Below are 13,631 nucleotides of genomic sequence, written 5' to 3'. Positions count from 1 at the left end.
ACAAGATGAATGGTCAAGTCACGATATGCGGGGCAAGGAATAGAAAAGGCAGTTGCTGTGCAAATATTCCGATGCAAAACGGAAGATGCCGCATGCATGGCGGAAAAAGTACAGGACCAAACAATCCTGCAAAACTACAAGGTAATCAAAATGCTGTTGGCAACAAATCCAAGCTGTCTACTGGTGAATTTGAAATAATTACATGGGATAGATTGGCGGACACTGAGAAGGAATGGCTTACTGAGCAGTATGGCCTTGAACCCTGCGAATATATTGACCATCCGTTAGAAATGGCATTTATCCGTGTAGCAAGAATGTTGGGAAGAATGAGTGAACTGGACAAGGATATGAAAAGCAATTTTAATGAACTGATGCGATTAGAACATGCACTTACGAGGGTGCAGATGAGAATCTTGAGAATGGTAAGCAGAGGAATCAAGCAGTATTAATGGCAGACCAACGAGAAACGGGCGCGATGAAATGACATGTATGAATCAGTAAGCATATAACGCACGAAGAGGAGAACCGCTTAGAAGCAATGCTCGTGGTTCACATATTAAGATTGACCGCTGAACGAGAGTATGTCATAATCGTCATACAGCGGACAGCCTGTACATGGTTGCGAGCAACTTCGTAAACGATAAACTTTGAGCACTTGAAACCTTCTGGGGGATTTCAGGTGTTTTTTGCGTTTCACAAGGGCATGACGAGCGTGGGAATATAATTAAGTATTAGTCGGTTAAGTGTTAAATTTCTCGCGAGCGAGGCTGGAAAGTACCAATTGTAAAGGGGGAGCGCCAATGGAGATTAGCGTCTCGACGGACAAAATGGTCATCGAATATCGGGATGTGCCTATTGGCTTTTTCAAAGGATGGTGTATGCGGCTTATGTTAAACGGTCGTTACAGGGTAAGACGGACAGAGTACCGTAAGATTTACGCATATCAAATGCACTTACGACTTGGGAAGAGTGTGTACTTGCATGTATTCTATCGGAACTTTAGGGAGACGGATGGTGGTTTGTATACGTTTCGGCTGGAGACGCGCCCGGAACACTTTCAGCAGTTTACAGATCTATTGAGTGAACTTCGGTATGTGGCAAGCGGAATTGATTTTGTTAGCTGCGATGTAGCTTATGATGTTCCTTATGCGCTGGGGGATGTGTTCGTAGCACCAAACGATATACGGCGAAAGTTACGGAAGTATAACGATACTCGATATTTTGGACTTCCCCATCAACGGAAGCAGAATGGCTATTGTAGGGTATACGATAAGGCGCAGGAATTGTTGAAGCGTCATGGCATGGAGTATACGGGTAACTTGACTCGCATTGAGATGGTGTACAAACCTGAAATAAGGACACCTTTGATGGACATGTTCACGTACCCGCCGGATCAGAACCGCCATTATTTTGCGAGTGTAGTAGAGGACTGGTCAGCGTTTACGGCAAAGCAAGCAGAACGAATACGAAACTGGCAGCGCGGAGAAGAAACCTATACAAGGCATGTGAGAGAATCCATAAAAAAGACACTTGCCGAGAGCTCAATAGACTTCAACCGACTGGCAAGTGAACAATGGAAAGAGATATTGGAGCATCCCATCGCCGCAATACTTGGACATAATGCGGCGTAGACGAAAGTGATGCGTACAGTTTTGCAGGGTTCAACAGTTGAACAAGGGGAAATTACAGAGAATGTTGTTGAACGGGTGCGCAAGTGGGAATGCGAACGTGAGAAAGGGATTGACAGGGGTCGGATGGCTCCAACACGATGAGATCACCGACAGTTATATTCAGCGCCGTACAGATGACAGCAATGGTACTTAAATAAATACGGCTTACATTTGGCTTGCATAGATCACTGATGGTCGACGGGCGTAGGTCGGTAAGTATGGCAAGCTGCTGTTGGGACATACCTTGGTCTTTCAGAATGTCCTTTAGACGAATATGAGCATTAAGAAACATAGATCTTTCCTCCCTCCAGTATGATGGTCATGCCTACTATACAACCTTCACCGTAAAGAAAACGACTACAAATTTGCGGGTTGTGCAGGTCGGGTTGCGGATCGTACAATACGCATCAACGGTCAACCGTTAACGGCGGTGAGTTATCCGCAGAAAACGGGAGAACGCAACATGGACTACAATTGCTGTGGTGGGAGGGGATTTTCTTGAGGGAGAAAGTCGTCGGATATATTAGGGTTTCAACGTATGGACAGATGAAAGACGGGTATAGTTTGACCTACCAATTTGAGGAAATTGAACAATACTGTGAGCGAAATGGCTACGAACTGCTCCATGTGTATGAGGACAAAGGCATAAGCGGAGCATCCGTTGATGAAGAAGGTTTGAGCATTGAACGGGAAGGCTTGCAGGAAATGCTTGCTAACTTAAAAGAAAAGCATGTGACTCACGTTGTCGTACTGAATACGTCGCGGCTGTGGCGGTCAGATATGGCCAAAGTGCTGATCCAACGTGAATTGAAGCGTCATAAGGTGGATGTAACAGCGATTGAACAGCCGAACTACAGCATTTATGCGCATGACCCGAACGATTTCTTGGTCAATGGTATGCTGGAATTGTTAGACCAGTACCAACGGCTGGAAATCGCACTAAAGCTAAGTCGGGGCAGAAAGAAGAAAGCCGAACAAGGCGGTTATGCAGGAGGCGGCGTGATATTCGGATATTCGACGAAGAAAGGTTCAAAAGTAATAGAAATTGACGAATCTCAAGCAGTGGTTGTACGTCGACTGTTTGAACTACGTGACTTATTTCCCCGATGGTCGTTGTCACGATTAGCGTCACAATTGAACAACGATGGTTTTCAGACACGTAGAGGGAAACCGTTTACCGACGTACAAGTGAGTCGGATTTTAGAACGTGAGAATTTCTACCGAGGTACATACCGCTACAGCAACATTGAAGCGGAGGGCAAACATGCAGCCATTATATAAGGCAGATTCCACTATAAAAGTGATTGCTGAACATTATGAACAGATAGTTGAGGAAGAAACAGAACTCATGGAGCGCATCCGAACTTGCGAAGCCTACCTGAATGCGATACTGGAGCAAACGTACCGAAATGGCGATCAGCATCACAAGCTGACTGTCGAAGATATTTTAACGGCAGTATTTACGATCTCTAGCGAATTACGAACGGAATTGCTGCATGTGCAGTTTGAGAAGGCGCTGCTGTCGTGTCGGATGAAGCAAGATAAATAGATTTGAAATATTTTAATCAGGCACTTAAATGTTTCAATGGTGTTGTTATATATTCAGATACCAAGCGATGATTGAAAACAGAATGGATAGGCTGAACCGTCTTTGTGGGTCGCAAGACTAACACTCGAACTCAAGATGCCGGCATTCTTTTTTTCAATGATCTATGGAAATGAAGGGAGGAAACTGAGATGCACCCAAAGCAGAGGCATATTTATATTGGCGTAGATATCCACAAAAACACGCACACGGCAGTAATTCTGAATTGTTGGCATGAGAAGTTAGCTGCGATAGAATTTGACAATAAGCCAGCAGCATTTCCAAGTTTGATGATGTGCGTAAACAAGCATCTTGGGGAAGGACTGACACCTGTATTTGGATTAGAAGACGTAGGAGGCAATGGCAGGACGCTAGCCGTCTTTTTAGTCGAGCAGCAGTACAGGGTGAAGGAAATAAATCCTGCACTATCAAGCTTGAAGCGCAAAAGTTACCCGATGACGAAGAAGAACGATCACTGGGATGCGGAATGTGTCGCCAAGTTATTGCTGGATGAATGGGACGTGCTGCCTGATGCCAAACCGCAGGATAACTACTGGATTCTAAGCCAATTGGTGCTGCGTAGAGATGCGCTTGCGAAACGAGTGGTTGTCTTGAAAAATCAACTGCATGCCCAACTGAGTTACCATTATCCGAGTTATCGGACGTTTTTCAGTGAAATAGATGGGGATGCAGCCATGATGTTCTGGGAGACATACCCTTGTCCAGCTGTACTTGAGGGAGTATCCGAAACAGAGCTGCAAGTCGAATTACGAAAACACAGCCGCAGTCTGTCCAACGAAAAAGCGGCGTTCATATTACGATGTGTTCAAGCAGACGGCGTTGTAAAGAGAGAGTACCAGAGTGAGCATAACTTTCTGATACGAAGTCACGTTAGAGAACTGAAGGAATGCCAGTCAGAGTTGACCAAAGTAGATGGTCGGATAGCGGAAAGGATGAAAGCATTCGGCTATAAACTGAACACGATGACTGGTATTGATAATGTAACGGCAGCGGCATTCGTAGCTGAAATTGGCGATGTTCAGCGATTTCAAAGCGCGGATAAACTGGCGAAATATGCAGGCGTTGCACCTATTACATTTGGTAGCGGCGGGCAGAGTAAAGACCTCGTCAGTAAACAGGGAAATCGACAGCTACATTCGTTATTCTGGAGCCTTGCGATTAGACAAGTACACGTTTCTCGCACAGGCAAAGCAACGAATCCCGTATTCCTAGCCTATTATTTACGAAAACAGCAAGAGGGGAAAAGCAAGAAGGGCGCATTGGTCTGCATCATGCGCAGATTGGTGAACATTATCTATGGCATGATGAAAAATAAGACAGCGTATGTTATAGGGAATGTACCTGAAAAAGAAGTAGCTTGATGCAAAATGGTAGATTAATAGAGGTAGATTGTTGCGCCAAGTGTTAAAGTAATAACCAAAGACGGTGAACGGTCTATTGAGCAGGTTAAACTAGGTGACTTTGTACTAGCCAAGAACCCAGACACTGGCGAAATGGCGTACAAGGAAGTTGACCTATTGTTCCAGAAGGAGATTACGGAGTCGTGGAACATTACCGTAGGTAATGAACTGATTACGACGACGGATGAGCATCCGTTCTGGATTCACAGTAAGGGCTGGGTTGTTGCGAAAGACCTTGTCGTTGGAGACTTGTTCGAGACGAGCGATGGTTCGTACTTGGCGGTTGACAAGATCGAGGTTAAAGCGCAGCATACGACGGTTTACAATTTCCGGGTTAAGGACTTCCATACGTATTATGTTTCAAATTTGAAGATTTTGACGCATAATAGTAGTTGTCCAGATTATAAGAATAATGTTACTGGTAAGCGATCGGCAACAATTAACTCTGGTACAAACTCTGCGAGGCTTGCGAATGCTCTTGAATCAGTTGGCTTCACTCGTCCTGATCCTGACTACTCAAGAGGTATTCAGAATTGGGAAGCACATCATATTATTCCTGCTGGCGAATCGTTCCCAAGTGCAATTTCGGCAAGAGAAATTCTAAAGGAGTTTCATATTGATGTGAACTCGCCAACTAACGGTGTTTGGTTACCTAAAAACCCAGGCGAAGCCTTTACTTCAGTAGAATGGTCAGATAGCATAGCTTCTCATAACGGTAGACACATTGAAGCGTATTATATTTATGTTGACCAAAAGCTTCAAACTGCCGTTAACCGAGGTGGAACAGACGAGCAAATTACTGTAAGAATTGAACAAACTATTGAAGAAATTCGGCAGGAATTACTGACAGGAAAAATTAAATTGCATAGTTATAATTAAACTTAGTTATCTGCCCCTTTCGAAAGAGGGGGCAGATTATCAAGAGGTGCTGAAAAATTATGAAGGTATATATACTCGGAGCAGAAATTGAAAAATATGATACATTAACATTTGACGATGCAAACTCTTCTGTTGCAATAGTTAACAAACTTCGAAGAAGACCAACAAGTGCGTTAGAAAACTGGAAACCACTGAAAATAAAGGATGCTATAATAAGAGGAGAAAAATCAGTGTTCCATCCTGAACTATTACTTCCTGTGATATCCGAATCAGCAGCAAGAATCATAAAAGATACTTGTCTAAATTATGTTGAGTTGCTTCCATTAGAACATGAAGTAGATGAGTATTGGATGTTAAATTTCCCTGTATTACTTGATTGTATTGATGGTGTCGGATCAGATTTTTCAACTTATTCTGATGGTGGAGTAAATGAATATAAAAAAATTGCATTTAAATACAATGTGATAAATAAATCTAGTGCGACTATTTTTAGGGCATCATTCCATGATATGCCTAATGTGTCAACCGGGCAAACATTCGTTACTGACATATTTAAGAATAAAGTTGAAGAGTATGGGCTAAAAGGCTTTCATTTCTTTGAGGTAGGGGATTCTGATCAAGGGGAGTGAGGGTGTGTCTATCGAACAAATTGTATCAAAATACCGCTTCGGCATGATCGCGCGGCGCTGGGGAGCACTGTGGGTGGATGGAGTCATTCTATGGATTCTCCCTGCAATACCTGTATTTACATTAGGAGAAGGTGTCTATCAGAAGACACTTTGGTTATGGATTATACTCCTATTCTCTTATATCTTCGTAATGGAAGGTTTACTAGGCTGGACACTAGGCAAGTGGTTATTCCGTATTCGCGTGGTGAATGTGGAGGGTAAAGCACCAGGATTGGTTAAAGCATTTATCCGTACTTTACTAAAAGTTTTAGAAGCTAATCCAATGATGTTCGGTGGCGGAGTAGCTGGTATCGTAGCACTTATATCTAAGAAGCGTCATCGCATTGGTGATATGATTGCAAAGACATATGTTGTGAAGCGTGAAGATGTAAGTAAGATCACGCCTCCTGAAAAATCAGCAGTTGCAGAGCCAAGCTTTGCAAATGTAGTTAAGTCGATTCAAGAACCTGAACCAACCATGTAATTCTACTAAGAGTCGTAGTGAGCATAATGCTTGCTTACGGCTCTTTATTTTATGTTTGAGCGGCATGTACTTAAAAGTATGCTTAACAGAATTGACAATGAAAATAGAAATGTTAAAGGACATAATTCAAGCAATGCCTATTCTTCTCGATCATGATAACGCTCACGAATATGATCTTTAAACTTCTCTGATAAGATGCTTGCTATGGAATCTGGCTATTCGGCAAGTTCACGTATCACGAACAGGAAAAGCGACAAATCCTGTTTTCTTGTCGTATTATCTAAGAAAACAGCAAGAGGGCAAAAGCAAGAAAGCTGCGTTGCTCTGCATCATGCGCAGGCTTGTAAGCATTATTTACAGCTTGATGAAATACAAGAAGGCTTACGAATTACCTTTGCGCGATGAGGTTGCTTCATAAATCGATAAACTAGCCCGAAGGTTTTAACCAAAGACGGTGAGAAATCGATCGAGCAAGTACAGATTGGCGATATGGTACTGGCGAAGAATTCAGACACAGGTGAAATGGCGTACAAGGAAGTTGACTTGCTGTTCCAGAAGGAGATTACAGAGTCATGGAACATTACCGTTGGTAATGAACTCATTACGACGACAGATGAGCATCCGTTCTGGATTCACAGTAAAGGTTGGGTTGTTTCGAAAGACCTTGTAGTAGGTGACTTGTTCGAAACGAGCGATGGTTCATACTTGGCGGTTGACAAGATTGAGGTTAAAGAGCAGCATACAACGGTTTATAACTTCCGTGTTAAGGACTTCCATACGTATTATGTTTCAAATTTGAAGATTTTGACGCATAATAGTAATTGTCCGCAATTTGACGAATATGTTTGGAAATTAAAAACGCAATCAAAAGAAATTCAGATTGAAGCTGCTAAAAACATTGATTTTACCGATTTAAGCGTAACAGATGTAAATAAGCTTCTAAAGAACTCATTCTACGGAAACCCCGATGCACGGTTTGAAGCGCTCATGAAGGGTGGGTACTTAAATAGTGATAAAATGTGGGATTTTCCTGCTACAGATCGAGGAAATTATATTGAATTATTACTTTCCCGAACAGAATACAAAGATTGGGGATATGTTGGTAGTTTAAATAACGGCTATTTCCCTGTTGTAGATTTTTCGGATGGGATTAGTGCTGTAAGTTTAAAGTCATTGGATCCTAGATTGCCATCATATGCGGGGAGTGCGGCAACAGATGAGGTAATAAAGCATCTTGACTCCCTGTACCTAAATGGGAAACCAATTACCGAAGCTGGGGTACCAATAAACAAGATACTAGATTTGAGGGTGCCTAAAGGTACAGTCGAGCGCTTAGATATGGAAGAAATCAATGCAAATCTAAGAGGAATGCAAATTAGAATTAGGGAGTTTTAGCAAATGTCTAATAGGATATTGTTTGAGATTTATTTTGATGGACAATTTAAATCAACAAATGAGATAGCTGATTTATTATTCGGTATTAAGTACTTCGCCCCAACAAAAATGAAAGGCTCTGGTATGACCTCTGGGTCATACCAGAAATTCAATGAAAAGAAATTTTCAGAAGGATTAAGATCCGAATTTGAAAAAGGGACAAACTTTATTTATGGTTTTAAGGATGAAGCGAGTAATTGGTTCAATCTTAGAAGAACCGATGAAAACATGCTAATTTCTTTTGCACTTCTCGATCCCCTTTTTAACAATGAGGTACTATCCGATATTGAGTACATTTTTATTAAATATGGAGGGATTGTTGCCCGAGGATGTTCTTTAGAGGACGATTTTTGGCAGAATAACACCGACCTACAGTTTTATAGTTTGAAAAACAAGCCTCTAGCTAATGTTAAGCTAATTCCATCCCCTTCATTTAAAGATGAAAAGATAGTCGATGTAGAAACAAAGCCAGGACATAGTCATATCGTGTCAGACACTTGGTTTGGTTCAAATTGGATGATGTGGTTTGGGAGAGAATATTTCAAATTTATACCTAAAGAAGTGCTTTCAGGATTTAAGGACTGTTATGAGAATGTAGAATTTCCAGAGGATGTAATAAGAATTAAACTATATGAAAATATTTGGGACTATGAAATTCCTGAAAATCGTGAGAGACAGTGGGCTTTTAGAAAATGGACAGGCATTGATGAAGTAGCTCACATGCTTACGAATCAGCCAAAGTTAAGTGAGGATCCTGCAATTAGTATAACAACAGAGGAATCATGTAATTATGGCGGTGTAAGACGTATTACGTATTTCTTTAATAGCGACGGAGAAGTAGTAGTTAAGTCAAAAGCATCAACAAGTAAGACCTATGAATTGGATAAGACGGGTACTGTGGTTTGGGCTATTGAAGAAAAGGTTTAGCAGACTATATGTAAGATAAGGGTTTTCTCCCTTCTTGCAACCATTTTCAAAATGGAGTGATAATATGCAAGTTGAAGTTATAGTATCAAAATACCGCTTCGGCATGATCGCGCGGCGCTGGGGAGCATTATGGGTGGATGGCGTCATTCTATGGCTCCTTCCAGCAATTCCTTTTTTGACGCTCGGAGAGTCAATTTACCAAAACACACTCTGGCTATGGATTGCTGTAATATTCTCGTACATTTTCATCATGGAAGGATTACTTGGCTGGACAATTGGCAAACTGTTATTAGGTATTCGTGTAGTGGATGAAGAAGGCAAAGTACCAGGGCTATTGAAGTCTTTTATCCGTACATTATTAAAAATTGTGGAAGCCAATCCAATGTTGCTGGGCGGCGGGTTAGCTGGTATTGTATCCCTCGTATCCAAGAAGCGGCAACGCTTGGGAGATATGCTGGCAAAAACCTACGTAGTAAAGCGAGAAGATGTACCGAAAATCACGCCGCCCGAAAAATCAGTAGAAGCGGAGCCAAGTTTTGTTGGCGTGGTAAGAAGCATTAATGAGCCTGAACTGAATCCATAATTGTTTTGAAATTGGATAAAAGCTGCTTGGTTTGCTAACGCAATCAAGCAGTTTTTATTTTACGCTCCAGGGAGCATTGCCTTATGAAGAAGAAGGCAACGATATCGAAGGCACGGTTAAGAATCTGCCGCCGCGGGGCGTTGTTGAATCGTATTTGTACAAAGCTGGCGATGTGGATTATTGGATGTGAGTCTGGCTGGCTGTACCCGCCGAAGGATCAAGCTCCAGATACTGGACCTCAGATTCGTCAGGAAGTTTCACGGAGACCATTAGCTTTCCGGTACAGCCGAATTCCAACGATTATGTCAAAGTGTACGGAGCTTCGATAGGAAACGAGCACTCGTATAGTGCGAAATGTCAGGTTACGTTAGCCTCTAAGCAAAAAAATAGCCATGCAGATCAGCAGACCGCACAGCTTTACGTTACATATTAAGTATAAATGTTGGGCATACGCTTTCTTTTCATAATTGATTGGCATAGAGTCTCAATAGATTTAAAACATATCCAAAGAAAAAGATTGTTATGTATGACTGCCTTTTTATAAGTGGGATATTTGCACGAATCAACGATTTGTGTAACTCATCCAATTCTCCTTTATCATTTAATAATAAGATAGTATCTTGGTTTTCTTTCACAATCTCATAGATTTTAAATGCAGTGATATTATTTAAATTACTATAGGATATATCTTGTATCGGTGTTACATAAGACAAGAATCTGTACCTCCTCTCTCTCTTTAGTATTATATCAGGTATCTCATAGAAATTTCATAAAATTTCCTTCGTTGTTTCTTTATTGTAAAAGATGATTGTAGTGCTCATCGTTCCAATTGAGGCTCCCAATATGCCCTAAAAGGTACCTTCCAACGCAGTACTCCAATTCAAATACAACCATTTTTGCTATGGACATATAGATACATATGACTTTCCTTACCTTTGAAATAGTTATATTATACCATCTAGTATATTAGGACTAAAATATATGAAAATTTGAGCTAATTCGACATTATTCTGCGTATTTTGCTATGTACAACTCTAAGGATTGCGTGCTAAATTTTTTACTATATATTTATTTTTATACCAAAAGGGGAAGTCGTAACTATGAAAAAGTATATCTTAGTTCTATGCCTTATATCATTACTCAGTAGTACAAGTAGTATTGCATACGGAGCTTCGGCCGTTTCAAATGCCCAACAAGCGAAAGTGGCGATCGAGAAACAAGCAATCCTGGCCAAAGGGGTTACAGAAAGTTTAATCGCCCAGCTTGGGGATGATGCTGATATTGTGGCTAGCGTTATTAGAGATAACAAAGATATCACTGAAGAAAAAATAAACAATTTAGTAAATGGATTAATAAAGTCAAAAACATATAAAGATATTGGGATAAAGCATCAAGTTATTAACGGTAAAGTGATAAATGCTAATGGTGAAATAATTGCAGTACCAGAATTAAGATCACAAACAACAAAGGAATTATCTGCTTCAGCCAAATTATCAACCACAAGCACATATTCAACCGGAACCGGCCCCCATTATGTGATAAGTTCTAATACCGGCTATGCCAAAGCTACAGGCTATTACACCTTTCCAAGCACAAATACAGTTGGGGACTCTGAAACGGCTTATGTTATAGGGGGTATCTTTACTTCTAATTCAGGCGCTGACCTAGGTCTCTACTCTAAGGATGATCTCACATGGACTCCATGTATCAACATGGGGGGAACGAATTGGGGGAATGATGGTGGATGGTACGAATCTACTGTACATATTAATAAACAAGCAGTTCCCACGGTATACTTGATTTGGAAGGCTACCGAAAATGAAGTTGAGCTTCAAACATATAATGGCTCATCGTTTGCTCTTCTGTCAGATATAAGTTACTACGCTCCTAACAGAGGATTTAACACAGCAGGCACTGGGACAATCATTAAACGTGAACATGCACTGGCTTATAGTAGTGGCGAAGGAAATCTTTCTAATGGGTCGTATTATTTGGATTCTCACTGGTATAATGTTTACATTTATAACAATTATGTAACGAGTCAGTGGACATCAAGTTTTACAAGCAGCAGAGCAAAGGGAGATACAATTGACGAGCAAAGTACCATAACCATAAGTGCTTCAAATTATGATTATGACGATACAGTTAGTATAAATTTCAACAAGCCGTAAGTTATTTACTCAACTTTCGCAGAGTGAAAATCAGTCTGAGCCTGTATCGCAACAGGATTACTGTGCAATTAATCACTAGGCTTGAAAAATAGAAAAACACCGCTTCGTTTGGTAAAGTGAGAGTGTCGAGCAATCACTTCAAACCGAAGAGGTGTCCTACCCTATGATAGCCCATCCACCCGAATTGAATCAACTGCCACACGAATTAAAGTCTGCTTTCCTAGAGTTGAACATTCTAAAGTATCTGCGGCAAGCCGGGTTTCGTAAACGTTTTGGATTCAGCTCAACCTATCTGTTCCAACTCGTCTTCGTGCTGCTGTTTCATCAAAAAAACTGGTTTCGTTTGCTGGAGAGTAATAAATCTGAATCGTTCCCTGGTAAGGATGCCGTTTACCGTTTTCTCAATCATACAGGTTTTGCCTGGCGTCGCTTTCTGACGCTGCTCGGAACGGCCACCCTGAAAAAGGTAGATGCACTTACCTCGGTGGATCGCGACTCTGTCTTCATCGTCGACGATTCTATGTTCGAGCGTAATCGTAGTAAAATGGTCGAACTGCTGGCCAGGTTTAAGGATCATGCAACAGGTACGTACTACAAAGGGTTCCGTATGCTCACGATGGGCTGGTCTGACGGCCACACCTTCTTGCCACTTGATTTTGCGCTGCTGAGTTCAGGCAAATCGGCGATCAACGGTGTAAAGGAAAACATCGACAAACGGTCCCATGGCTACAAACGCCGACAAGAGGCGCTTTTGCCTGCTCCTGAAGTCATTGTGTCCATTCTAGATCGAGCACTGAAGGCTGGGGCCACTGCCTCTTATGTCTTAATGGACAGTTGGTTTACGCATGCACCGCTCATTGGCCAAATCGTGGCCCGTGGCTTGGATGTCATCGGCATGGTGAAGAATGACAATAAGCGTTTCCTCGTTCAAGGCCGGAAGCTGTCACTCAAAGAGCTGTACGCGGCGGCATCTCCCGTCGAGAGCAAGAAGCGCGGCATTCTTCGCTCCATCCAAACTGAGCTTGCTTCGGGCATTCCTGTTCGGGTCGTGTTTGTTCGCCATCGCACGAAGAAAAGCGAATGGCTGGCGATTTTAACGACCGATCTTGCCCTAACGGTAGAGGACATCATTCGGATTTACGCGATCCGCTGGGACATCGAGGTCTTCTTTAAGTGCGCCAAATCCTTGCTCCGCTTGCAAAAGGAGTTTCAAGGTCGTTCCTACGATTTGCTGATCAGCCATACAACGATTGTATTCTCCCGCTATATGCTGCTGGCGTGGCAGCATCGTCAAAGCACTGACGCACGTTCCTTTGGTGGTTTGTTTTACTTGCTGTGCGACGAAGTCGGCACGATCGATTGGGTAGTTGCCCTGCAACAGTTGCTCAATTTAATTAATGAAGTAGTCCAAAGGGCTGGGAAGAGGATTTCCGCTCTATTTCAGCGTCAACTCCAGCAATGGATTGCCGTTTTGCCTAGTTACATTAAGGCTTGTTTGCCAATTTCATGCTGCGAAAGTTGAGTTATTTAGAATACTTCAATAACATGTAAGCTGCTTGATTTGCTAAGGAAATCAGGCAGCTTTCTTTTATTGTGGCCCCAGCCAATACAAAGGGGAGCTATGTATTTTCTATTTTATTTTGAAATCGATTTATTTGTACAGGATATTCATATATTTATCCTCCTGCGCATCACCAGGCATAGCGATAATTAGTGCGGTGAGTATTGCTTTTTATGTAAGGTGAACACGACATTGGTTTCAAATTGCCAAATAGAGCAACTACATACCCTGTCTCTTATACACATCTG

15 protein-coding genes and 1 pseudogene are annotated in these 13,631 nt (G+C 41.9%); 14 read left to right on the top strand and 2 right to left on the bottom strand.

The features are described from left to right. Positions 1-5: 5 nt before the first annotated feature. Both EJQ19_RS02595 and EJQ19_RS02590 read left to right on the top strand, forming a co-directional pair. Complete coding sequence (locus EJQ19_RS02595; protein ID WP_126139647.1) at positions 6-449, top strand: HGGxSTG domain-containing protein; 444 nt, start codon at positions 6-8, stop codon at positions 447-449. A 351-nt stretch (positions 450-800) separates the two neighbouring features. Beyond that, complete coding sequence (locus tag EJQ19_RS02590) at positions 801-1,631, top strand: replication initiation factor family protein (protein WP_241242694.1); 831 nt, start codon at positions 801-803, stop codon at positions 1,629-1,631. A 52-nt stretch (positions 1,632-1,683) separates the two neighbouring features. Here EJQ19_RS02590 and EJQ19_RS02585 read toward each other — a convergent pair whose 3' ends face one another. Continuing rightward, positions 1,684-1,962 carry a helix-turn-helix domain-containing protein gene (locus tag EJQ19_RS02585; protein WP_126139646.1) on the bottom strand — a complete coding sequence of 93 codons (279 nt, stop codon included), beginning with the start codon at positions 1,960-1,962 and terminating at the stop codon, positions 1,684-1,686. A 206-nt stretch (positions 1,963-2,168) separates the two neighbouring features. Between EJQ19_RS02585 and EJQ19_RS02580 the strand changes: the two genes are divergently transcribed. The 10 genes and pseudogenes from EJQ19_RS02580 (at position 2,169) to EJQ19_RS31685 (ending at position 9,841) form a co-directional block, all read left to right on the top strand. Next, positions 2,169-2,951, top strand: coding sequence for a recombinase family protein (locus EJQ19_RS02580; RefSeq protein WP_126139645.1), 783 nt, complete (start codon positions 2,169-2,171; stop codon positions 2,949-2,951). Continuing rightward, complete coding sequence (locus EJQ19_RS02575) at positions 2,935-3,219, top strand: hypothetical protein (RefSeq protein WP_126139644.1); 285 nt, start codon at positions 2,935-2,937, stop codon at positions 3,217-3,219. Before EJQ19_RS02580 ends, EJQ19_RS02575 begins: the two co-directional genes overlap by 17 nt. Before the next feature lie 188 nt (positions 3,220-3,407). After that, on the top strand, positions 3,408-4,637 hold the full coding sequence (locus EJQ19_RS02570; RefSeq protein ID WP_126139643.1) for an IS110 family RNA-guided transposase: 1,230 nt from the start codon (positions 3,408-3,410) through the stop codon (positions 4,635-4,637). A 27-nt stretch (positions 4,638-4,664) separates the two neighbouring features. Then, positions 4,665-5,555 carry a polymorphic toxin-type HINT domain-containing protein gene (locus tag EJQ19_RS32355; protein ID WP_338143321.1) on the top strand — a complete coding sequence of 297 codons (891 nt, stop codon included), beginning with the start codon at positions 4,665-4,667 and terminating at the stop codon, positions 5,553-5,555. Between the two features lie 59 nt (positions 5,556-5,614). After that, positions 5,615-6,184 carry an imm11 family protein gene (locus EJQ19_RS02560; protein WP_126139641.1) on the top strand — a complete coding sequence of 190 codons (570 nt, stop codon included), beginning with the start codon at positions 5,615-5,617 and terminating at the stop codon, positions 6,182-6,184. A gap of 4 nt (positions 6,185-6,188) precedes the next feature. After that, positions 6,189-6,707 carry an RDD family protein gene (locus EJQ19_RS02555; protein ID WP_126139640.1) on the top strand — a complete coding sequence of 173 codons (519 nt, stop codon included), beginning with the start codon at positions 6,189-6,191 and terminating at the stop codon, positions 6,705-6,707. 450 nt (positions 6,708-7,157) lie between these two features. Next, a pseudogene (locus EJQ19_RS02550) lies at positions 7,158-8,102 on the top strand (polymorphic toxin-type HINT domain-containing protein); the annotation flags it as partial. A gap of 3 nt (positions 8,103-8,105) precedes the next feature. Then, positions 8,106-9,068 (top strand): hypothetical protein, encoded by a 963-nt coding sequence (locus EJQ19_RS02545; RefSeq protein ID WP_126139638.1) that lies wholly within the window; start codon positions 8,106-8,108, stop codon positions 9,066-9,068. A gap of 64 nt (positions 9,069-9,132) precedes the next feature. Then, a complete protein-coding gene (locus tag EJQ19_RS02540) occupies positions 9,133-9,651 on the top strand; it encodes an RDD family protein (RefSeq protein WP_126139637.1) in 519 nt (172 codons plus the stop codon). A 31-nt stretch (positions 9,652-9,682) separates the two neighbouring features. Then, complete coding sequence (locus EJQ19_RS31685) at positions 9,683-9,841, top strand: hypothetical protein (protein WP_164716276.1); 159 nt, start codon at positions 9,683-9,685, stop codon at positions 9,839-9,841. 271 nt (positions 9,842-10,112) lie between these two features. Here the strand turns inward: EJQ19_RS31685 and EJQ19_RS02535 are convergent, their stop codons facing one another. Then, positions 10,113-10,364: a hypothetical protein gene (locus tag EJQ19_RS02535; RefSeq protein WP_126139636.1), complete on the bottom strand. Its 252-nt coding sequence runs from the start codon at positions 10,362-10,364 to the stop codon at positions 10,113-10,115. Positions 10,365-10,751: 387 nt separating this feature from the next. On the opposite strand from EJQ19_RS02535, the gene EJQ19_RS02530 reads away from it, so the two are divergent. Together EJQ19_RS02530 and EJQ19_RS02525 are read left to right on the top strand one after the other, a co-directional pair. Further along, the gene (locus tag EJQ19_RS02530) at positions 10,752-11,822 is read left to right on the top strand and encodes a hypothetical protein (RefSeq protein WP_126139635.1); all 1,071 of its coding nucleotides are present in this window, start codon (positions 10,752-10,754) and stop codon (positions 11,820-11,822) included. 163 nt (positions 11,823-11,985) lie between these two features. After that, complete coding sequence (locus EJQ19_RS02525; protein WP_126139634.1) at positions 11,986-13,344, top strand: IS4 family transposase; 1,359 nt, start codon at positions 11,986-11,988, stop codon at positions 13,342-13,344. The last annotated feature ends 287 nt before the right edge of the window (positions 13,345-13,631 follow it).

It is taken from the genome of Paenibacillus whitsoniae, assembly GCF_003955665.1.
GTDB lineage: Bacteria > Bacillota > Bacilli > Paenibacillales > NBRC-103111 > Paenibacillus_E > Paenibacillus_E whitsoniae.
The sequence above is the reverse complement of the archived record's forward strand: the minus strand, read 5'-3'. Positions and strand labels throughout refer to the sequence as shown.